Annotated in this window: 16 protein-coding genes; 9 read left to right on the top strand and 7 right to left on the bottom strand. The window is 65.8% G+C overall.

From position 1 onward, the window contains the following. The first annotated feature begins 48 nt into the window (after positions 1-48). The gene (locus BHK69_RS22670) at positions 49-1,680 is read left to right on the top strand and encodes an FAD-dependent oxidoreductase (protein ID WP_069692070.1); all 1,632 of its coding nucleotides are present in this window, start codon (positions 49-51) and stop codon (positions 1,678-1,680) included. A gap of 8 nt (positions 1,681-1,688) precedes the next feature. Beyond that, positions 1,689-2,855 (top strand): NAD(P)/FAD-dependent oxidoreductase, encoded by a 1,167-nt coding sequence (locus BHK69_RS22665; protein ID WP_069692069.1) that lies wholly within the window; start codon positions 1,689-1,691, stop codon positions 2,853-2,855. A 113-nt stretch (positions 2,856-2,968) separates the two neighbouring features. Here the strand turns inward: BHK69_RS22665 and BHK69_RS22660 are convergent, their stop codons facing one another. Next, on the bottom strand, positions 2,969-3,985 hold the full coding sequence (locus BHK69_RS22660; protein WP_069692068.1) for a flavin reductase family protein: 1,017 nt from the start codon (positions 3,983-3,985) through the stop codon (positions 2,969-2,971). Further along, on the bottom strand, positions 3,982-5,220 hold the full coding sequence (locus BHK69_RS22655) for an aromatic ring-hydroxylating oxygenase subunit alpha (RefSeq protein ID WP_069693896.1): 1,239 nt from the start codon (positions 5,218-5,220) through the stop codon (positions 3,982-3,984). Before BHK69_RS22655 ends, BHK69_RS22660 begins: the two co-directional genes overlap by 4 nt. 193 nt (positions 5,221-5,413) lie before the next feature. On the opposite strand from BHK69_RS22655, the gene BHK69_RS22650 reads away from it, so the two are divergent. The 7 genes from BHK69_RS22650 (at position 5,414) to BHK69_RS22620 (ending at position 12,423) form a co-directional block, all read left to right on the top strand. After that, positions 5,414-6,466, top strand: coding sequence for a GlxA family transcriptional regulator (locus BHK69_RS22650; RefSeq protein ID WP_083269889.1), 1,053 nt, complete (start codon positions 5,414-5,416; stop codon positions 6,464-6,466). A 172-nt stretch (positions 6,467-6,638) separates the two neighbouring features. Continuing rightward, entirely contained in the window at positions 6,639-7,292 is a 654-nt protein-coding gene (locus BHK69_RS22645; RefSeq protein WP_069692066.1) for an ABC transporter permease, read from the top strand. Next, positions 7,289-8,395 (top strand): ABC transporter ATP-binding protein, encoded by a 1,107-nt coding sequence (locus tag BHK69_RS22640; protein ID WP_069692065.1) that lies wholly within the window; start codon positions 7,289-7,291, stop codon positions 8,393-8,395. Before BHK69_RS22645 ends, BHK69_RS22640 begins: the two co-directional genes overlap by 4 nt. A 1-nt stretch (position 8,396) precedes the next feature. Beyond that, complete coding sequence (locus BHK69_RS22635) at positions 8,397-9,125, top strand: ABC transporter permease (protein WP_069692064.1); 729 nt, start codon at positions 8,397-8,399, stop codon at positions 9,123-9,125. A 49-nt stretch (positions 9,126-9,174) separates the two neighbouring features. After that, a complete protein-coding gene (locus BHK69_RS22630; protein ID WP_069692063.1) occupies positions 9,175-10,065 on the top strand; it encodes a glycine betaine ABC transporter substrate-binding protein in 891 nt (296 codons plus the stop codon). 75 nt (positions 10,066-10,140) lie between these two features. Continuing rightward, positions 10,141-11,004: a nitrilase-related carbon-nitrogen hydrolase gene (locus BHK69_RS22625; protein WP_069692062.1), complete on the top strand. Its 864-nt coding sequence runs from the start codon at positions 10,141-10,143 to the stop codon at positions 11,002-11,004. A gap of 3 nt (positions 11,005-11,007) precedes the next feature. After that, positions 11,008-12,423, top strand: coding sequence for an MmgE/PrpD family protein (locus BHK69_RS22620; protein ID WP_069692061.1), 1,416 nt, complete (start codon positions 11,008-11,010; stop codon positions 12,421-12,423). A 72-nt stretch (positions 12,424-12,495) separates the two neighbouring features. Here BHK69_RS22620 and BHK69_RS22615 read toward each other — a convergent pair whose 3' ends face one another. From BHK69_RS22615 to BHK69_RS31650, 5 genes are all read right to left on the bottom strand, one after another. Beyond that, the gene (locus BHK69_RS22615) at positions 12,496-13,908 is read right to left on the bottom strand and encodes a M20 family metallopeptidase (RefSeq protein ID WP_069692060.1); all 1,413 of its coding nucleotides are present in this window, start codon (positions 13,906-13,908) and stop codon (positions 12,496-12,498) included. Positions 13,909-14,088: 180 nt separating this feature from the next. Further along, the gene (locus BHK69_RS22610; protein ID WP_069692059.1) at positions 14,089-17,547 is read right to left on the bottom strand and encodes an AAA family ATPase; all 3,459 of its coding nucleotides are present in this window, start codon (positions 17,545-17,547) and stop codon (positions 14,089-14,091) included. Continuing rightward, entirely contained in the window at positions 17,547-18,764 is a 1,218-nt protein-coding gene (locus tag BHK69_RS22605) for a metallophosphoesterase family protein (RefSeq protein ID WP_244548288.1), read from the bottom strand. Before BHK69_RS22605 ends, BHK69_RS22610 begins: the two co-directional genes overlap by 1 nt. Positions 18,765-19,110: 346 nt before the next feature. Beyond that, entirely contained in the window at positions 19,111-20,559 is a 1,449-nt protein-coding gene (locus tag BHK69_RS31655; protein ID WP_083269625.1) for an ATP-binding protein, read from the bottom strand. A 1-nt stretch (position 20,560) separates the two neighbouring features. Beyond that, complete coding sequence (locus tag BHK69_RS31650; RefSeq protein ID WP_342029735.1) at positions 20,561-21,448, bottom strand: hypothetical protein; 888 nt, start codon at positions 21,446-21,448, stop codon at positions 20,561-20,563. Positions 21,449-21,519: the final 71 nt, after the last annotated feature.

Raw genomic sequence — 21,519 nt, 5'->3', positions numbered from 1 at the left:
GTCGGCATTCTGGAAGCGAAACGCGCCGATCCTGGAAACAAGACGCACATGGCCCCGACCATTCCGCCCGATCCGAAATCAGTCGCCGGCAAGGCCTTGCAGATCGAGGAGCGCACGCAGCTTCTGGTGATCGGCGCCGGTCCCGCCGGGCTTGCCGCCGCCATCGAGGCGGCCGGGCAGGGTCTTTCGGTCGTGCTCATCGACGAGAACCCGGTTTCCTTCAAGACCATGGGCGACGAGGTACCGCTGCATTACGGGCAGGGGATGTCGGGGCTCGCGCGCAATCGCAACGCCATGCTGGAGGCCTTCATCGCCTCCGAGCCGCAAATCGAGATCGCCTTCGAGGCCGGCGTTGATCTCCGTCTCGGCACGGTCTGCTGGGGGCTCTACGCCAATGGTCCGTCGGTGAGCTGGCTGCCGGGCCTGGTTGCCGGGCTGAACGACGAGGACCGCTCCTGGCTGCTCCAGGCCGACCATGTCGTGGTCGCCGCCGGGCGCCGCGACATGGGGCTCGGCTTCCCCGGCTGGGAGAAGCCCGGCGTGATGGGGGCAACCGCCGCCGCCGCATTGGCATCGCGCTACGGCGCGCTGGCGCCGCGCCGGATCGTGGTTCTGGGCTCGTCCACCGAGGCGCTGATCGCGGCGGATGCGCTGCGCCGGGCCGGTGCCGAGATCGCCGCCATCGTCGAGCAGGCGGCCGAGCCGCTGGCCTCGCCCGATCTGGTTGACGGGCTGCGCGCGGGCGGCACCGAAATCTTGACCGGCCATGTCGTGCGCGAGGCGCTGGGCCGCGAGAGTGTCGAGGCGGCGCTCGTCAGCGCGGTCGATGCGGCCGGCCGCGCCACCGGCATGGAACGCGAGCTCGCCTGCGACGGCATCGTGCTTGCGGTCGGGGCGACGCCGGTCGTCGATCTCATCGACGCGCTCGGTTGCAAGGTCGCGTTCCAGGCGCAACGCGGCGGCTATGTCCCGCTCGTCGATGCCGATCAGCGCACCAGCCTTCGTCAGGTCTTCGCGGTCGGTGACGGCGCCGGCATCTGGCCGTCGAAGTCGATGAATCGTGGGATCGCGGAGGCCGAGGGCCGGCGCGCGGTCGCGGCCATCGTCCGGGAGCTCGGGCTCGACGACGGCCGGGCCGTACCCGACGCCGTCGCGCCCGACGCCGCGAGCCATGACATCGGCGCCTATCGTCTCGCCTGGGTGCGCGCCAGCGTCATCGAAGCCAAAGCGGAGTTCCATGTCTGCCAATGTGAGGAGGTGACGGCCCGCGAGATCCTGGAGGTTCGTCCGCCACGCTATCTCGACTGGCAGAACGAGCGCCGCAACGACCGCTCGCTTTCGGCGCTGCTCGGCGAGGAGCCGCCCAATCCCGACCAGATCAAGCGCCTGACCCGAGCCGGCATGGGTCCCTGCCAAGGTCGCCGCTGCCGCGAGCAGGTCGCGGCGCTGCTGGCGCTGGGCGCGGCGATGCCCTTGTCGTCGATCCCGCTGGCGAGCTACCGGGCGCCGGTCCGGCCACTGCCGCTCTCGGTCGCGGGCCAGATCCCGGAGCCGCCGGAGCAGGCCGAGCACTGGGACACCTGGTTCGGCATGCATGCGCAATGGCGTCCGTTCTGGGACGTGCCGGAGCTCTATACGGTCGCGGGCAACGACGCGACCGGCCCCGTGGCGAGCGAGTGAGGCCAGGCGTGAGCGAGATCAAGGGAGCCTCGGTCGTCATCGTCGGTGGCGGTGTCACCGGCCTCAGCGCGGCCTGGTGGCTGGCGCGCGAGGGCGTCGACGTCCTCGTCGTCGAGAAGGGCATGATCGGCTGGGAGGCGTCGGGCCGCAATGGCGGCGGCTGCTCGCACCACCATTCGCCGCTCTTCCTCGAGGAGCAGCGGCTCTGGCCGCAGCTGGACGAATTGCTGCGCTATCCCACCGAGTTCAGCGCCAGCCGCGTGCGCCTGGCATCGAGCGAACAGCAGATGGCGCTCTATGGCCGGGCGCTGTCGAATGCGAAGCGGCAAGGCTTCGAATCCGAGATCCTCGACGTCAAGCAGATCAGGGAGCTCGTGCCGCTGGCCGGCGAGAACATGGTCGGCGGCTATTTCTACAAATTCGGCGGCCACGCCAATCCGCATCGCACCCTGCAGGCCTATGCCTGGGCGCTGCAGGACCATGGCGGGCGCGTGATGCAGCACTGCGCCGTGACCGGCTTCCAGCTGACGGGCGGCAAGGTGAGCTGCGTCGAGACCGAGCGCGGGCTCGTCGCCTGCGACCATCTCGTCATCGCCGCCGGTCCCCAGACCGGGCGACTGTCGGCCATGCTCGGGCAGGAGGTGCCGGTGGCTTCGGCCCGCTGCGAGATGGTCGTGACCGAGCCGCTGCCGCTGATGCCCTATGGCGGCGTCGACGGGAACGGCCTGTATGGACGCCAGACGCTGCGCGGCAACCTCGCCTATGGCGGCGGCCCGCATGAATGGCTCGACATTGCCGGCAATGCCGCGCCGGCCAAGCCGGCGACGCCGCTGATGGGCCATATTGGCCGCCGGCTGGCGGAATTGCTGCCCAAGGCGTCCCATGCCCGGATCATCCGCTCCTGGGCGGGCGTGATCGAGAACACGCCCGATGGCCGGCCGGTGATCGACCACCTCGCCTCGAAGGACAATGTCGTGGTGGCGACGCTGTCGAGCGTTGGTTTCGGACTCTCGCCGGCGAGCGGCCGCGCGATCCGCGACCTGGTGATCGACGGCGCCTGCTCCTTTACCGATATCTCCTCGTTCAAGCTGTCGCGTTTCGCGCAGCTTGAGCCGAACTGGCGCGAATTGCAGGGCTGGCAGGCTCTGGCCGCGCAGGAGGCGATCGCGGCGTGAGCTCTACCGCCGTCATTGCGAGCGCAGCGAAGCAATCCAGGGGGCGTAGAACTCTACGATGCTGGATTGCTTCGCTTCGCTCGCAATGACGTATGCGGCAATTGCGAGCTATCCTACAGCGCGATCGTCACATCCGAGCGTGGCCGCGACGAGCAGGCGAGGATGAAGCCCTGCGCTTCCTCCTCCGCCGAGATGCCGCCCTCATGCTGCATGACGACCTTGCCATCGACCAGGCTGACGCGGCAGGTGCCGCATAAGCCCGAGGCGCAGCCGCAGGGGATGACGATGGTCTGGCGGGTGGCGGCCTCCAGCAGCGTCTCGTCGGCGCGGGCGCGGAAGCGCTTCTCGCCCATCTGGACGGCATAGCCCGTTTCCGGCGCGTTATCGGGAACCGGCGCGGGCGCGGCGGGCGCGACGGCACCGAAATGCTCGATCTGGAAATGTCTGGGCAGGCCACCCTCGGCGGCGTGGATCAGCCTGGCCTCGTCCATGAAGCCGGCCGGGCCGCAGCAGAACACCTCGCGCCGGCCGAAATCCGGCACTGCGACCGAGACCAGCCGCCGGTTGAGCCGGCCGGAGAACCCGAACCAGCCCGGCTCCGGCCGACTGACCAGCATCGCGACCGTGAGATTGGGCATGGCGCGCTGGAGCGCGGCGAGCTCGCCTGCGAACAGGATGTCGGCGGGCGTCCGCGCCGCGTGCAGCCAAGCGATATCCGTGCCGGCTGCGACCTCGGCCAGATGACGCAGCATCGCCATCAGGGGGCTGGCCCCCGAGCCGGCCGAGACCAGCGCGATCCTCTCGGTTTGCCGGGAGGCAATGGTGAAGCGCCCGCGCGGCGCGCGCGCCGCGATCATGTCGCCGAGTGAGAGCCGATCATGCAGCCAGCGCGTCGCGCGGCCCTGCGCATGCGCCTTGATCGTCATCGCCAGCATGTCGCTGCCTGGAGCCGAGGCCAGCGAGAAGGTCCGAAACAGGGTCTCGCCATCGACGCTGAGTCGAAGCGTCATCGACTGTCCCGCCTCATGGGTCCGCATGGCTTGATCGGGCCGGAACAGGAAGGTCTTGATGTCGCGCGTTTCGGGCCGGATTTCGACCACGGTCAGCCCCAGGAAATCCGCCTCGCTCATTCCGCCGCGATCCTGACGGGCGAGGGTGCACCGACGAAGGCCTCCATCTTGCCGGCATACCAATTGGCGAAATGGGTCAGCATGAACTCGGATGGCGCATAGGGTCCGGGCCGATAGGCCATCGAACGGATGCCGCGATGATTGACCTCCGCGAGCTCGGCGTCCTGTGCGTTGGTCGCGATCCAGACCTCGGTGAGGCGCTCGATCTCGTAATCGACGCCCTCGACCGCATCCTCATGCACCAGCCAGGTGGTGCGAACCGCCGTCCGATCCTGGCCGAGCGGCAGCACGCGGAAATGCAGGATGTGGTCGGACAGGAAGTGGTTCCAGTTGTTGGGTGCCCGGAACATCCGCACCGAACCGAGATCGGGCTCGGTGAAGTCGCCCAGCAGCTTCCTGCAAGCCGGTCCGCCATCCCCGGTGAAGGAGACCGCGCCCTCATGGAAGGGCAGGCGGATGCAACGGAACTCCTCGCCGCCATCGGCGGGCTTGTGCGGCAGCCCCAGCGCGTCCCATTTTGCGGTCTTGGCGTCCATCAGCTGCTTGAACTGGGCCGGCCCGCGCGGATCATCGGGCAGCGCGAACTCGACCAGCGTCACCAGCAGCTCAGGATGGTTGCCGGCGCAGTGATAGCATTCGCGATTGTTCTCGATGACGAGCTTCCAGTTGGCCTCCTCGATGATCGTCATCTCGAAGGCAACCTTGGTGCGGTCGGGCATATGCGGGGCGATGTAGGGCGTCACGCCGGCGCGGAAGCGGGCGAGATCGGGCGGGCTCTGCGCCAGGCAGATATAGACCATGCCGCAGATCACCTCGACATGGACGGGGTGCAGCCCGTATTCGCCGCGGTCGAAATCATCAGGCATCTGGCGCGCATTCAGCAGCGAGCCGTCGAGCTCATAGACCCATTGGTGGTAGGGGCAGACCAGCCGCGTCGCGCGACCCTTTTCCTTGCCGCAGATGCGCGAGCCGCGATGCCGGCAGGAATTGTGGAAGGCGCGGACGCCGCCGTCGCGGTCGCGCAGCACGACGATCGGGTTGTCGCCGACGGCGAGCGTCAGATAGTCGCCCGGCCGTTTGATCTCGCAGGAGTTGCAGGCGAACAGCCACTCGGTCTCGAACACGGCCTTCAGATCGGCCTCGTGCAGCGCCGGGTCGACATAGAAGGCCTGCGGCAGGCTGAAGCCCTCGCGGCGTTCGGCCAAGAGGCGGCTGATGCGGTCGCGGTCGATCATGGCTGCCGGGCCCTCGAAGCTCTGGGATTCCTGATGATCATCAGCGAGATCGGACCGCCGCGGCCGGGGCATTGCGACGTCGCGGACAAGCTTTGCGACGCTGTTTGTCGTATTCATTGTAACAATGTCGGAAAGTCGCTTTTCTGGCGCTGCCTTGGCGGGGATGATGCCAGCGGGGCTGGTGGAGGGTGACATGGCGAGGGACACGGCCGCAGGCACGCGCATCGTCACCCTGCTTCTCGTCGAGGGCTTCTCGATGATGAGCGTCGCATCGGCGATCGAACCGATGCGCTCGCTCAACCGGCTGATCGACCGCGAGGCCTGGCGCTGGCGGCTGGCGAGCCTCGACGGCGAGGTCCTGGCGGCCTCGAATGGCATTCCCCTGCCGACGGAAGCGGTCGAGACGGCGCTCTCCGGTTCGGATTACCTGTTCGTCTGCGGCGGCCTGCGCATCCAGTCGGTCGATGAGCGGCGCTATCTCTCCGTCCTGCGCAAGGCCGCACGCAGCGGCATCGCCGTCGGCTCGCTGTCGACGGGAACCTATCTGCTGGCGCGGGCCGGCCTGCTCGATGGTTATCGCTCGACGATCCACTGGGAAAACCGGCCGGCCTTCCAGGAGGAGTTTCCCGATCTCATCTGCACGGACAAGCTCTACGAGATCGACCGCGAGCGATTGACCTGTTCCGGCGGGACGGCCGCGATGGACATGATGCTGCACCTGATCATCGAGCGCCACGGTGCCGATTTCGCACGCCGCGTCGCCAACCAGTTTCATCATGACCGCATCCGCGACGAGCGCGACAACCAGAGCGGCGGCCGGCAGGAGCGTCTCGCCAGCCTGCCGCCGCCGGTGCGCGCCGCGATCCGCCTGATGCAGCGCCATGTCGAGGACACTCTCTCGATTGCCGAGATCGCCGAGAAGGCCGGCATGAGCGCGCGCCAGATCGAGCGCCTGTTCCTGCGCTATCTCGAGATGTCGCCAGCGCGCTACTATCTCTCCTTGCGCATCGATCGCGCGCGCGAATTGCTGCTCTACTCGGACAGGCCGATCCTCGAGGTCGCGATCGCGGCCGGCTTCACCTCGACCTCGCATTTCGCGCATTGGTTCAAGCGGCTGCAGGGTGTGCGGCCGTCGCAGTTGCGCGGAAGGGTCGCAAGCGAGGCGGAAACGGCGTCGCAGCTGACCGCTCCCAAGGACGCGACGTTATCCGCGCCAAGCGAAGCGCAGCGCCGGGATCCACCGTAGAGCGCAGCGCTCTCCAGGACGACGCGGTGGTTCGGCCGTTCCGGCTTCTGATCGGGCAGGATTGATCTCGCGTCGAATCCACGACGTTTGATGTCGTATCCCCGGCCCAAGGCTGGAACGGTTCTGATCGACACTTCCCTGACAAGGCGGATAACCGTCGAAGGGGAACAGCGTGGAGACGATCGCCTTCATCAGCGCGAATCTGCCGGTGATCGGGCAGCGCATGCTCGAGCACATCTCGCTCGTCAGCGTCTCCGTCGGCGTCGCGATCCTGACCGGCGTCCCGCTCGGCATCCTGATCACGCAGAGCCGGACATGGGCCGACCGCGTGCTCTATGTCGCCTCGGTCATCATCACGATCCCCTCGATCGCGCTGTTTGGCATCCTGATCCCGGTGTTGTCGCTGATCGGGCAGGGCATCGGCTATCTGCCGGCGGTGATCGCGCTGATCCTCTACGCGCAGCTGCCGATCATCCGCAACACCTACACCGCCATCATGAATGTCGACCCGGCGTTGCGCGAGGCGGCACGCGGCATGGGCATGACCACGCTGGAGCGCTTGCGCCGGGTCGAGCTGCCGCTGGCCCTGCCGGTCATCGTCAACGGCGTGCGCAGCGCCGTGGTGCTCAACATCGCGATCGCCGCGATCGCGACCTATATCGGCGCCGGGGGGCTGGGTACCTTCATCTCGCGCGGCATCTCGCAGACCGACATCCGCCAGCTCCTGACCGGTGCGCTCTTCGTCAGCCTGCTCGCGATCATCGCCGACTACGCCCTGCTCGGCGCCCAGCGCCTGATGACGTCACCGGGATTGAGGCTGCGATGATCCGGCTCGAGCAGGTCTCCAAGCATTTCGGCACGATGGTCGCGGTCGACCGCATCGACATGGAGGTGCCGGCCGGCGCGGTCTGTGTGCTGCTGGGGCCTTCGGGCTGCGGCAAGACCACGACGATGAAGATGATCAACCGGCTGATCCCGCTGACTTCGGGCCGGATCTTCGTCGACGGCCGCGACACCACCGGCGTCGACGAGGTCACGCTCAGGCGCTCGATCGGCTACGTCATCCAGCAGATCGGCCTGTTTCCCAACATGACGGTCGAGGACAACATCTGCGTGGTGCCGGACCTGCTCGGCTGGCCGCGCGACAAATCCCGCAAGCGCGCCTCGCAGCTGCTCGACATGGTCAATCTCGATCCCAGCGTCTTCCTCAAGCGCTATCCCAAGCAGCTCTCCGGCGGCCAGCAGCAGCGCGTCGGCGTGGTCCGGGCGCTCGCCGCCGACCCGCCGGTGCTGCTGATGGACGAGCCCTTCGGCGCGATCGACCCGATCAACCGCGAGGTCATCCAGGACGAGTTCATGAAGCTCCAGGCGGAGCTGAAAAAGACCATCGTCTTCGTCAGTCACGACATCGACGAGGCGGTGAAGATGGCGACCCGGATCGCGATCTTTCGCGACGGCAAGCTGATCCAGTACGACACGCCCGACAATATCCTGGCCCATCCGATCGACGCCTTCGTCTCGGAATTCGTCGGCTCGGACCGCACCCTGAAGCGCCTGCGGCTGATCAGGGTGACGGATGCGATGATGACTGATCCTCCCCGCGTGAAGGCTGACGATACGCTGGAGACCGCCGTCAGGCTGATGGACCAGCACGGCCATGTCTCGATCGTGATGGTCGGCCCGCGCGGCCGGGCGCGCGGCGTCATCCGGCACGATGCCGCGCGTGATCTCAAGGGCGTCGTCGGCGAGCATCAGGAGCCGCTGCCGGGCGTCGTCAACGTCAAGGACGACCTGCGCTCCGCCGTCTCGCAGATGTTCACCCATGGCGTCACCTGGCTCGCCTGCGTCGACGATGACGGCTTCTACAAGGGCTACATCACCCAGAAGAGCATCACCCAGGTGCTCGGCGCGACCTACAGGGACCGCTGAGATGGCCGCGACCGGGCTCCAGACCGCATCACGCCTGCTGCTCATCGCAGGCGTGTTTGCGCTCGGGGCCTGGCTGCAATCGACCGGGCTCCTGCCTTCGATCCTGAAGCATCGCAGCGACGTGATCTACCTGATCCGTCAGCATCTGGCGCTGGCCGCGATCTCGGGAGCCATCGCCATCGTGGTCGGAATCCCGCTCGGCATCGTGCTGACGCGGCCCCGCTTCGAGGGCTTCGCCGACGCGGTCACGCAGATCGTCAATCTCGGCACCACCATCCCGACGCTGGCTTTGCTGGCGCTGTCGATGTCGTTCCTCGGCATCGGCGCCCCGCCCGTCATCTTCGCACTCTTCGTGCTGACGCTGCTGCCGATCGTGCTCAACACCATCGCCGGGCTGCGCTCGGTCCCCCAGCCGCTGATCGAGGCGGCGCGCGGCATGGGCATGACACCGGCCCAGATCCTGCGCCGGGTCGAACTCCCCAACGCCGTCTTCGTCATCCTGGCGGGCATCCGCACGGCGCTCGCGATCAATATCGGCACGGTCCCGCTCGCCTTCCTGATCGGCGGCGGCGGCCTCGGCGAACTCATCTTCACCGGCATCGACCTGATGGAGCCGAGCATGCTGCTGGCGGGCGCGATCCCGACTGCGCTGCTCGCCGTCACTGTGGATTTCCTGGTCGGCCAGATTCAGTTCTGGCTGGTTCCAAAGGGCGTCAACCCGTTGCGCTGAGCGCAACGACTCCGATTTCGCACCTCAACCAAAAAAGGGGATCTCGACCATGTTGAAACGCACCTTCCTCGGCCTCGCCGGCGCGGCATTCGCACTGGCCGCCACGCCGCTCTCCGCCCAGCCCCAGACTATCGTCGTCGGCGGCAAGAACTTCACCGAGCAGCAGATCATGTCGGAGATGACGACGCAGCTGCTCAAGGCCAAGGGCTTCACCGTCGACAAGCGCGCCGGCCTGGGCACCGCGCCGCTGCGCCAGGCCCAGGAAGCCGGCCAGATCGACGTCTACTGGGAATATACCGGCACCTCGCTGATCACCTTCAACAAGGTCACCGACAAGATGGATGCCGCCGCCACCTACGCCAAGGTCAAGGAGCTCGACGCGGCCAAGGGCCTGGTCTGGCTCAACCCGTCCAAGGCCAACAACACCTATGCGCTTGCCATGCGCAAGAAGGACGCCGACGGCCGGGGCATCAAGTCGCTCTCCGATCTCGCCGCGAAGGTGAAGGGCGGGCAGCCGACCAAGTTCGGCTGCAACGCCGAATTCTATGCGCGGCCCGACGGGCTCGGCCCGCTGCAGACCGCCTATGGCTTCGAGTTCGGCCGCGAGGCCACGGTGCGGATGGATACCGGCCTGGTCTACCAGGCGCTGCGCGATTCTCAGGTCGATGTCGGGCTGGTCTTCGCCACCGATGGCCGCGTCCCGGCCTTCGATTTCGTCATCCTGACCGACGACAAGGGCTATTTCCCGACCTATGCGATGACGCCGGTCATCCGCAAGGAAACCCTCGACAAGAACCCGAAGCTCGGCGAAGCGCTGAACGCGCTCTCGGCCAGGCTCGACGATGCGACGATGGCCAAGCTCAACGCGGCGGTCGATGTCGACAAGAAGAGCGTCGAGGAGGTCGCGGCCGGCTTCCTCAAGGCGCAGTCGCTGACCTGAGCGCCCGGCGGCAAGGGTCTTCGCGCCTTTGCCGCCATCGCTTGTAACAACCCCTTGCCGCCAGCCCCTATCGCCATGACCCGCCTGACAGTCGCCGCCGCGCAGATCGCCTGCCAGCCGGCCGATATCGACGTCAATCTGGCGAGCCATCTCGCCATGATCGAACAGGCGCGGCGTCGCGGCGTCGACCTTCTCGTCTTTCCGGAATTGTCGCTGACCGACTATCTCGCCCAGCCGGACTGCGCCGCGCTGGCGCTCGGGCGCGACGCGGCGCCCCTGTCTCTCCTGGCCAGGGCCGCTGCGCCCATGGCGGTCTCCGTCGGTTTCATCGAGGGCGACGCGCAGGGCCGCGTCTTCAACGCGCAGGCGCTGCTTGCGGGCGGCGGCATCGCCGCGGTCCACCGCAAGCTCAACCTTCCCGGATATGGCTCCCTGCGGGAGGACCAAGTTTACGATGCGGGCGAGGTGCTGCTGCCTGCCGATCTCGGCCAAGGCTGGCGGGCCGCGACGCTGATCTGCGCCGATAGCTGGAACCCGGCGCTGCCCTGGCTGGCGGCGCTCGCAGGCGCGAACCTGCTGCTCGTGCCGGTCGCATCGTCGCGCGGTGCGGTCGCCGGCGGCTTCGACAATCCACGCGGCTGGGAGATCAACCTCGCCCACACCGCCATGACCTATGGCCTGCCCACGATCTTCGCCAATCACTGCGGCCAGCGTGGCGGCTTCGATTTCTGGGGTGGCTCGCGCATTCTCGATGCCCGCGGCATCGCGCTCGCTCAGGCCGGCGACGGGCCCGGACTGATCGTCGCGGAGGTCGATTTCGCCGCTGGCGTCGCTGCGCGCCAGAACCTGCCGACGATCCGCGACAGCGACCCTGTTCTGATCCATCGCCTGCTGCAAGAGCACCTGCTGGGAACGCACCTCTCCTGCGCGAAAGCCTGACCGATGTCGCCGCTCGCCTTCATCCACGACCTGCGCTTCGCCGACCTGCCGGGCGAGGTGGCGCATCAGGCGCGTCGTTGCCTGCTCGACCTCGTCGGTGTCGCCGTGGCCGGGCGGCAGACCGAATTGTCACGCATCGTCCACGGCTTCGCCATTCGCCAGATGGGTGCGAGCCAAGGTGATGCAAGGTTGGGCGGTGCGCGCCTGATCTTCGATGGCCGTCGTGCCAGCGCGGCCGGCGCGGCTTTCGCCGGCGCCTCGACGATCGATTCCTTCGACGCCCATGACGGGCATCCTTTGACCAAAGGCCATGCCGGTGTCGCGATCCTGCCGGCGCTGCTGGCCGTCGCCGACGCCGAAGGGCTCATCGCGGCCGATGGGCTGGATGGCGGCGAGCTTCTGACCGCCCTGGTCGTCGGTTATGAGATCGCCATCCGCGCCGGCATCGCCCTTCACAGCAGCGTCGCCGACTATCATACCTCCGGCGCCTGGAACGCGCTCGGTTGCGTTAGCGTCGCCGCGCGCCTGCTGAAGCTCGATCGCGGGACGACGCGGCACGCGCTAGGCATCGCCGAGTATCACGGCCCGCGCAGCCAGATGATGCGCTGCATCGACCATCCGACCATGCTGAAGGACGGTTCCGGCTGGGGCGCCTTCGCGGGCGTCTCGGCGGCCTATCTGGCGCAGGACGGCTTCACCGGCGCACCGGCGATCACGCTGGAGGCGCCCGATCAGGTCGATCTCTGGAGCGATCTCGGTTTGCGCTGGCGCATCCTCGAGCAGTACGTCAAGCCTTACCCGGTGTGCCGCTGGGCGCAGCCTGCGGTCGAGGCCGCAGCATCGCTGGTCGCGCGCCATGGCATCGCGCCGCAAAGCATCGCCGGGGTCGAGGTCGAGACGTTTCTGGCAGCGGTGAAGCTGGGGACGGCGGTGCCGACGACGACCGAAGCCGCGCAATATGCACTCGGCTTTCCGCTCGCCGCCTTTCTCGTGCATGGCCGGCTGGGAGCCGCCGAGATCGGCCCCGCGGGCCTCGCCGACCCCGCAATCGCCGCGATGATCGGGAAAATCGCGCTGTCGGAGCGGGAGGACCTGTCGCGTGCCTTTCCAGCCCGCCGGCTTGCGCGTGTCAAAATCACCCTCGTCAGCGGCGATGTCCTGATCTCGGAGGTGACCAGCGCGCGAGGCGACGCCTCGGAGCCGCTTTCCGATGCGGAGCTCATCGCCAAATTCCACACCTTGGGCGATGGCTGCGACGCCCGGGCATGGCGCCTCCTCGCAGAAACCTGCATGCAGCCCGATGTCGGAGGCTTGAGGCTCGCGGAGGCTCTGACTCTGATCCTGGCGGATTTTCAGAATGCCGGCGCAGCGCAGCCGACCCTGGGTCTGGGAGGCTCGGCGGTTGGCGAGCTGACGTAAGCGCGTCGGCATGGCCCGACCGATCGTCGACCGGGCCATAGCTTTGCATGCGCCAGAACCGGCTTTCCCACGTCAGAACATGTGGAAAGGCGGCTTGGCGTCGTCCGGCAGGAGCGCCTTATAGGGGGCCCGGACAAGACGCTCCGCGAAATCGGCCTTGGCCTTTTCCAGCAACCCAGGTTCGACGAGCGCGTCCACGGCTACGCCCGCCATGACCTTGGCGACGTGGACCATGCCCTTATGCGCCAGCGGCGATTGGCCATGGGCCGTCAACTGCCAGGAATGCCCGGGCGTGCCGATCGTATAGGTCGCGCCGCGCGCCTGGACCGTGGGAACGGCCCAGGAGACATCGCCGACATCGGTCGAGCCCATCATCCGCGGTCCCGGCACCTCCTTGGGTGCGATCGCGTTGCACAGCGGGAAATCCGTCACCGGCAAGCCCGAGCGGCGAAATGCGCTTTCGATATGCGCGGGCGTCACGGTCTTCTGCATGCGCCTGGCGAAGGCGACGTCGTCCGCATCGAAAGGCGGCGGGCCGAGCCGATCGAAATTGCGCTGCATCGCATTTTCCAGGGGCGTGTTCGCCAGCAGGCTGCTCATCGCGCTGACGACTTCGCTGCTGACTGTGGTCTCGGTCATCAGCGCCGCGCCTTCGGCGATTTTCCGGACGCGGGCGATAAGCTCATGGACCTGGGAGACCATCGTCGCGCGCACGACGTATCGCAGCCTGGCCTTGGCCTGCACGACGTTCGGCGCGATGCCGCCGGCATCGAGATAGGCATAGTGAATGCGGGCGTCCGAGGGCATATGCTCGCGCATGTAGTTGACGCCGACATTCATCAGCTCGGCGGCGTCGAGCGCCGAACGGCCGAGATGCGGCGCAGCGGCGGCATGCGAGGCACGGCCGGAGAACTCGAAATCGAGCGTCGTGTTGGCCAGGGATATGGCTGCCGTCACCGCCGCAAAATCGGCCGGATGCCACGAAATCGCGATGTCGACGTCCTTGAAGGCACCGGCCTTGACCATGAACGCTTTGCCTGCCCCGCCTTCTTCGGCAGGGCAGCCATAATATCGGACGCGGCCCTTGAGCCCACGCTCCGCGAGGAAATCCTTGACCGCCGCGGCCGCCAGCATGGCGCCGGCGCCGAGCAGGTTGTGGCCGCAGCCATGGCCGGCCGGCTGGTTGGGAAGCGGTTGATGCTCGGACACGCCGGGCGCCTGCGAAAGCTCCGGCAGCGCGTCATACTCACCGAGGATGGCGATCACCGGCCCGTCTTCTCCCGCTTCGCCCATGACGGCGGTCGGCAATCCGGCGATGCCCGTCTCCACGCGAAATCCCTCGCGCCGAAGCTGCTCGGCATGGGCTGCAGCCGACTTGACCTCGCGATAGTTGAGCTCGGGCATCTCAAAGACGCGGTCGCTCAGCTCGATATAGTCCGCCTGCTTTGAATCGACGATCGTCCAAATCTTATCGGTATTCTGCACAGCCTTCTCCCGAGATTGCGTTGGCGCCCATAATTGCGTTCGCGCCCCTGGAGGCTACTACAAGGCGGACGGCAGAACGGCCGAATTTTGCCCCGAAGAATCGGCGATTCTTGCAGGTTGGAGGTTTGCTTGCGCCCTCCGGAATTCGCGATGCTTGCCTTCAAAACCCTGCAGCGGACCTCACACGGGCAATTCGTGCACGGTGATGGCGGGGCAGATCCCGCGGGCAATGTCGATCAGGTGGCGGTGATGCGTAGCCACGACAACCTGACCGGTCTTGGCCATCTCGGTGAGGAGACGGCAGGCCTCCTCGGATCGGAAATCGTCGAAGGTCTCGAGGATGTCATCTGCTATGAACGGCAGCGAGGGACGGGTCTTGGCGAACTCGTGATAACCGGCGATGCGCAGCGCGAGGTAGAGCTGAGCCCGCGTGCCGGTCGACATGTCCGTGGCGAGTTTCGAGCCGCCCGTGGCCATGACGCCCAAAAGGATTTCCTTGTCGCCGCTGGGCTGGGTCTTAAGGCCGGAATAGGCGCCCTTGGTGATCGTCTGGAAAGCCTCCGAGGCGCATTGCAGCATCGAGGTCCGGTGCGTCTCCCGATAGATCTGAAGTGCCTGGTGGGCGGCAGCGATGCCCAATTTCCGGCGCGCAAAGGTGATGGCCTTCTCTTCGAGCTCGACAAGCAATGTCCGGCGCTCTTCGTCGAGCCGCGCGACCGCATCGTCGCCACCGATCGCCGCGAGCGCGCGATCTGCCTGCATGTGCCGAGCATGGAGTTCGTGAGCTTCGCGATCCTGTCCGTCGATCCGCGCCGTGAGCGTCGCCGCCTCGGTTTCAAGCTGCGATTGATCGAGGTTGGCCAGGATCGCTTCAGCGGCGTCCAGCGTTTCGGATCGACACGCTGCAGTCACGCGCTCGCCCAGGAGCTTTAGCTGGCGCTCAAGGTCGGAGCGACGATTGGCCTGGTCGATCATGGCGCTGACCTCGAGCAGCGAACCGACGCCGAAGAAAGCGGTGAGGGTCGATGCTTCGGCCTGATGCAACGCGATCCCTTCCATGGCCTCACGATGCACGATCTCGGCCTGGTCGAAATCGGCTTGTTTGCTGCGGCGCTTTTGGTCGTTCAGGCGCGCGAGCTCAAGTTGCTGGCGTAGGCCTGCGGCGAGTTTGAGGGGATCATCGGTGGCTGCGAGTCTAAGCGTGCCGGCGATCGACTGCACGGCCTGGGCGAACTGCTCCTGGTCTTGCTTCATTGCCGCGATGCGGTGGCTGAGGCTTTCGCGTTCGGCCTCCAGAGGCGGAATCTCAGCAAGCAGGGACAGGATCTGATTGATCTCGTCAGGTCCGGGCGGGGAGGGCACTTGACCTAGCCAGCAAGACCCGACGGCAGTGCTCCAATCCCGTTGCCATTCGTCATCGATGGCTTGTGCCTCGGCGAGATCTCGCTTGCGTGCGGCGACTTCGGTCGAATGGGTTTCGACCGCCTTTGCTGCGTTGGCGAGATCGGAACGCTGCTTCTTCTGCTGATCGACGATGGCCTGCAGGCTGAGGAGAAGGCTGTCGAAGGCGACCTCGGGCGACGCGATTCCAGCAATCTTCAAGGCGGATGTCAGCCGCTCGATCTGGGCGGCGGCATCATCTTGAGCGGCCTGAAGATCGATCGATACCGATTTGAGGCCGGCATTGATGTCGAGAACCGATAGGCGACGCGACAGCCAACGATCGAGTTCGCTCAAACGCATGTCCGCCGGCAGCCCGATCGCGGTGAGAGCGCCTGCCGTTTCGCGTTCCAGAGCCAGCTTCAGGTCGAGCGCCCGGCTGTGGAGATCCTCGACCCGTTTCAGCCTGGCGGAGGCTGTCGCCAGCCCCTGCACGGCCTGCCGCAGCTCGGCAGCCTGGCTTGTCTGGCGAAGTTGCGTATCCGTGATCCCGTCATCCTGCCGCAACGCGCTCTCGAAGGCTTCGGCCGTGGCATGGTCCATGGCTCGGCGATGGCTGAGCCAGGCGTCATCGCGCCTGGCCCGGGTAGCGAGGGCGGCGGCATGATCGACCAGCCCGGTTGCGGCTTTGATCGAGTCGCTTTTCGCAGAGAGCTCGATTGTGGTGCTGGTCAGGCTTTCAATCTCGGATGCGTGCGTGACCAGGGACTGGCGGATCGTTTCAGCCCGGCCGCGCCAGTCTTCGATCTGATCTGCCGTCGGCACTCTGACCGCGTTGAGCTGATCGATTTCGCCAGACCACGGGCTAAGCTGCGAGACTTGGTCTGCAAGCTTCTCTCTGAGCTGGACGACGATGCGGCGCGCCGATGTCTCGCGGGCGACATGGTCGCTCGCCCGAGCCTGATCGAGAACGAGCTGCAGCCGCGCCACCGACGACTCATCGGGCTTGGCCGGGCCGAACCCTTCAAGGACCTGTCTTGCCGCGGCATCCGCCTCGCTGGCACGGATATGTTCTCTCCTGGCGGACTGCCGCCTTTCGTGGATTCCCGATCGTCGATCGATCAAGCCGCGGAGCTTTCCAACGAGCGAGGCCGGCAGGACCAGTTGCGATGGGTCTGCATCCCGTCGATCGAGCCGTTCTGCGAGCGTCTTCAGGTTGCCGGTGATGACGGCGAGTTCGGATTGCCGCTTTGGGATGTCGAGTGCAGCGACATAGCGCGCCTCGCCGGTATGCAGGGCGTCGATTGCGGGGCCTGCCTCGATGACGGACTGCACGAGCTGAATGCCATCCCGCTCCCGGCGAATCCGCTCGACGCTGGCTGAGGCGATCTCGGATGCGGCCTTGAGGCGGCTATCGGCCGCGATAAGCTCCGGCAAGCGTCCAGTCCAGGCGGCAGGCGGCTGTGGCACGTCGGCCAAGGTCGCAAGGTCCTGGCGAAGAGCCCTTGCGGCTGCCAGGTCAGGCAAGGCGGAGAGGTAGCGGTTGATCTCGTCCAGACGGAGCTTCGACTTGCCGCGCTCGGCCAGCGATGTTTCGTATTGTGCCGCGGCGCCGTCCCTATCCTGGACAAGTTGGGCATAGGTGGTGGCAAGGACGTTGATCTCGTCCTTTCTGGCTTTCAGCGCATCGAGCCTGGTCTTGAAGGTCGAGAGTTCGCTCGATCGGGCGCGTGCCTTGTGAAAGGCATCGGCGGTCTCCTGCAATTTGGTGAGGGTCGCGCCGAAGCCAGCCAGGCCTGCGCTGGCGGAGAAGAGCAATTGGCCGAGCTCACCCTGGCTGGCGAGGATGCTTTCACCGCCGAGGCGCAGCGTCTCCTCATCGAGACAGAACATCATCCGATAGGCTTCGCGGGTGATGCCGGATAGGCCGGCGGTCAGCACGCCTTCATCGATCGCCTGGCCGCTCGCATCCCTAAGCCGAGCCCCCCGTTTGACGCGCACGAATTCTCGCGTGCCGCTGGGAAGGTCGAGAGCCGCACCGAGCTGCATGGTGTCGTAGCCGTGCAGGAAGTCGTAGGGCGAGCGCTGGCCAATGCCGAAGAACAGGTCGACGATCGCCGCCGTGAGCGTCGATTTACCAGCCTCGTTGGTGCCGACGATCAGGTGAAAATCGGGCTTGCCGTCCTCGGGGCTGCCGAAGTCGAGCGGATGGTCGGTGAAGCGACCGAAACGGGTGAGATCAAGGCGCCGGATCCGCATCAGGCGCGCGGCTCCCCATCGGCTTCATGCAGATGGGCGATGACGTCGAGCGCGCCATCGCTGGTCAATTGCGCGACGGCCCTCTCGAAGCTGGCCTCATCCTCTCCAAAAATCTTGTGAAGCTCGCGAGGCAGTGCGCCCCGAAGCTCCGTGATGATCTCGCTGGCCTGAAGCCGGTACGCATCTGATGTCAGGACGTCGCTGGAGATGAGCCGCGACAGCTCCGCGACGGCGCTGGCGCTGTCGACCGCTGCTCCCTGAGGTTCGGAGCATTCAGAGCTGACCTTTTCGATCCAGGTCTTGCCGATGATCGCGGCTTGCTGCTCGGCTTCGGCGAGCAGCATCTCGGTGTCTCGGCGCAAGCGCCAGGTCAGGGGCGTTGCGCCGGTGAGCATGATACGGGCGATCAGATGATCAGATGCCGCGACTTCGCACTCGGCCGCCAGTTTGCGACCGATGGCTCGCATGGCGTCTGACCAGTCCTCAACGCCGGACAGGTCCACCATGACGCGCTCAAACTGAGCCGTACTGGTACGGTGCTCTTCGATCTGGATGGTGCCGTCGTCGTTGACTGTGACGAGGCTGACCGATTTCGCGCCGCTCTCGTTGATGTCACGGCCCTGCGGGATGCCGGGCATGACGATGGCTGGCTTGTCGAGGTGAACCTGGCGCTTGTGGATGTGGCCGAGCGCCCAATAATCGAAGCCGGCCGCGGCGAGGTCGGTGACGCTGCAGGGCGCATAGCCGTCATGGCCTTCGGCGCCGGCGAGGCTGGTGTGCAGAAGCCCGATATTCACCGCGCCGTCGACCGGAGGCTTGAACTTCGGCAAGAGGCTCTCGGGGGCGTGCGGTCGCGGAAAGCTGATCCCGTGAATGACGACGTCCCGGCGGCCTGTCTGGCTCGGCAGGCGAATGGCCCCGGCGGAACCTTTGAAGAAGGTCACGCTGTCGGGAAAGACGAGCTCCTTGGTGATCTTGGACTCGGCATCATGGTTGCCGCGGATGCCGAAGGTGCGGATGCCCGCTTCATGCAGCCGGCGCAGTTGCGCGGCGATGAAGCCGGCGGTCTTCATGGAGGTCTGGTCGCCGTCGTAGAGGTCGCCCGAAATCAGGAGGGCGTCGACCTTCTCGTCCAGGCAGAGATCGACGATTGCGACAAACGCTTTTCGCGTGGCGTTGCCGACCAGGTCCGCGAGCTCGGGGTTTCGCAGCGCCAAAGACTTGAGCGGCGCATCGATATGCAGGTCCGCGCAGTGAACGAAGCGAAAGCTGAAAATGACGTTCGGGCTCCATCCCGTCAGGATTTTTGTCGATCGAGCATACCCGAAAGAATCCCCTTGAGGAGGGACGGCCCCGAATTGTCAGCTGGTATCACGCTCCCGGACGCATGTTTGCAACTGGAATCTGGGGCCCGGCAGGATGATTGTCCTGACCTGGTGGCCCGCTTGGTATAAGGACGCCTGGGGAGCGGTGTTCCCTCAAATGACAACCTCGATTTGGAACGGCCCAGAACGCCTGAAAGCGGATGTTGGCACAGTTCGGAAGGTGGCACCCAACGCGAAACTAGGCGGGAACTTTCGCCTTGGCGGCGAAGCTCAAGGAGGAGGCCCCGCAGGCGCAAAGGAGATGTTTCTTTGAACCGCGCGGCGGGGTGAGCTCAAGAAGCCCACTGCAGGTTGGGCAGTGGAATTGCGTCACTACCTCCTTATAAGCCGCGACGACGGCGGCGAAGTCCTTGCGGCCAAGGTTCGCCCACGCGTTGAAGTGGACAGTGGGATTTATCTGCCAGTGCTCGATGGTTGCGGCGCGGATCGCATCCTCGAGGTTCTGCTTTCTGGCCTTGATTGCAAGGACCTCTACCGCGCCGCCCCACGTCTCGGCGGCCTTCAGAGCGTCGCCATAGAGTTCACGCTTGCGGTTGAGCGCGGGCTCCAGCAGATCGCCGAGGTCATAACGCCCGTCGGCGCTGAAGAGCACCTTCGCCCGAAAGGCCTGGCAGGCCTCGGCAGTGACGTACTCCAGGTAGTTCCGCAGCTGCGCGGCCGCCTCGCGCATGTTGTCGTTGTCGATGGCCGCCTCGATCTCGTTCCATACATCGTTGTCCACCCAGATGGACGGACCCGTTTCGACGGACCATTTGCGGAAGCGCACAATGTTTTTTGACGGAACGAGACCGGCCGTCTGCATGAACTTCAACCAGACGGGGTCGTGGGTAGTCAGTACGAACTGGGTGCCGGGGAACTGGGCCTTCAGCATGCGCGTGACTTCCCGCCGATGACCGGTGTCCACTGACATCAAGACGTCGTCGAGAACGGCGAAGGTAAATTTGTTGCCCTGGAGATGGTCCATCAAGGCGAGGTAGAGGCACAAGCCCATGCTGTCTTGGTGGCCTTCGCGGTGAAAAGCACCTGGAGGGAATTTGCCCCGTTTGTAGAAGTCGACCTTAAAATCCAGGCTCGCCTTGTCCTGCTTCATCTCGGCTTCGAAGACGCCTTCGTCTTCCGCATTAAGTTGCCGGTAAAGCTCAGAGAACCGGGTCTGTACCTTCCGATAGATGCCCACCAGGGCCGCCTCGGTCTCCGCGCTGTAGATCTCGGACACTCGCGACGCCGTCCGCGCCTGTTCAGAAGCGTGAGTAAGCGTGGCGTTTGCAGCGCGCAGGGCGTCAAGGCGCGCTTGGGCGACGCTCAGCACGGCTGCAGCGGCGTGCTGTGCCGACGGTTCTGGGAGTTCGGCGATCCGGAGGGCCAGACTGTCGAGCAAGCCATGGATGACCGACTCATCGGGTAGGGCACCCAGGGTCTCGATAGACTGCTCAAGTGGCAGGAATGCTTGCAGTTCGCCGATGGCCTTGCCGAGCGCCGTTCCCCATGCCGTAAGCACGGGCAGCGAGTCGGGTGGGAGCATAGCTTTAGCGTGCGGCCAGACAGTTCTCAATACCTCGCGCTCAGCCTCGAGCTTGGCCACGATTGGCGACAGATTGGCTTCTGCATCGACGCGCAGTGCCTTCACCTCAACGAGCTTTGCACGCTTTTCGGCAATGATCGACCAACGCTTCAGGCGTATGGGGGATATCGCAGGCCGGGCAGTGCTCCCCGTCGAACAAATCGAGGGCGACCTTCAGGAAGTCGTCGCGTATGACCGCGTTGAGCAAAGAGGCGTCGGCCTCCAGACGCCGCAGCTTGGTGAGCGCCTCGTTGCGCGCCGCGCTGAATTCGTGGCTGGCCCTGGCGTCCATTGCGTCTCGTAGGGCGCGTAGATCATTCTCGGCAACCGCCTTGTTCACTGGCATGGTCGGTTGACCGCCCACTATCCCGACACCTGCGTTGACCGCAGTATCTGCGCAGATCTCTTGAAGCTGCCCGAGACCCAATGCCGCGCGTTGCGAATTGACGGCCGAGAGGATCACGGTCGGCGTAGTGGTCGATAGGCTAAGCGCCCGGCTGAAGGCGTCATCTGCCGCCTTTCGAGCTTGGCCGGCGGTCTTCCCGGCAGCCATGGCGTCGCGCGCGATCTTCTGGAAGCGAAGCCGCAAAGCGTTGATCCGGTCGAGCTTAAGGAGTTCCTGGACCTCCTTGGATCTCGCCCCCGGCTCGGCGAGCACATAGCTGGTGATCTCGCGCCGCGAGAGCGCGAACTCGGGGTGGCCCTCGAGATATGCTAGGATCTTGCGCATTTCCGCGGTGTCGGGGGTGATCTCGGGCGTCGTAGGCGCCTTGACTGTCCGCCGTATGGTCAAGGTCTTGCCTAGCGGCGGTATATGCAGCACGGCCTCTGCGAATGCTTCCTCCGGCAGAACGCAGTCGATGTGCGGGCCATGCAGCTTGATCGACAGCTCACCTCGACCGCGTCCGGTCAGCCGTGAGATCGTCCCAGATAGTACGAACTCGAGCGCATCCACGATACCGCTCTTACCGGTTCCATTAGGCCCGCAGATCGCGAAGTTCTTGCTGTTCAGATGCAGCGTGAGAT

The sequence above is a fragment of the Bosea vaviloviae genome (assembly GCF_001741865.1).
Taxonomy (GTDB): domain Bacteria; phylum Pseudomonadota; class Alphaproteobacteria; order Rhizobiales; family Beijerinckiaceae; genus Allobosea; species Allobosea vaviloviae.
The sequence above is the reverse complement of the archived record's forward strand: the minus strand, read 5'-3'. Positions and strand labels throughout refer to the sequence as shown.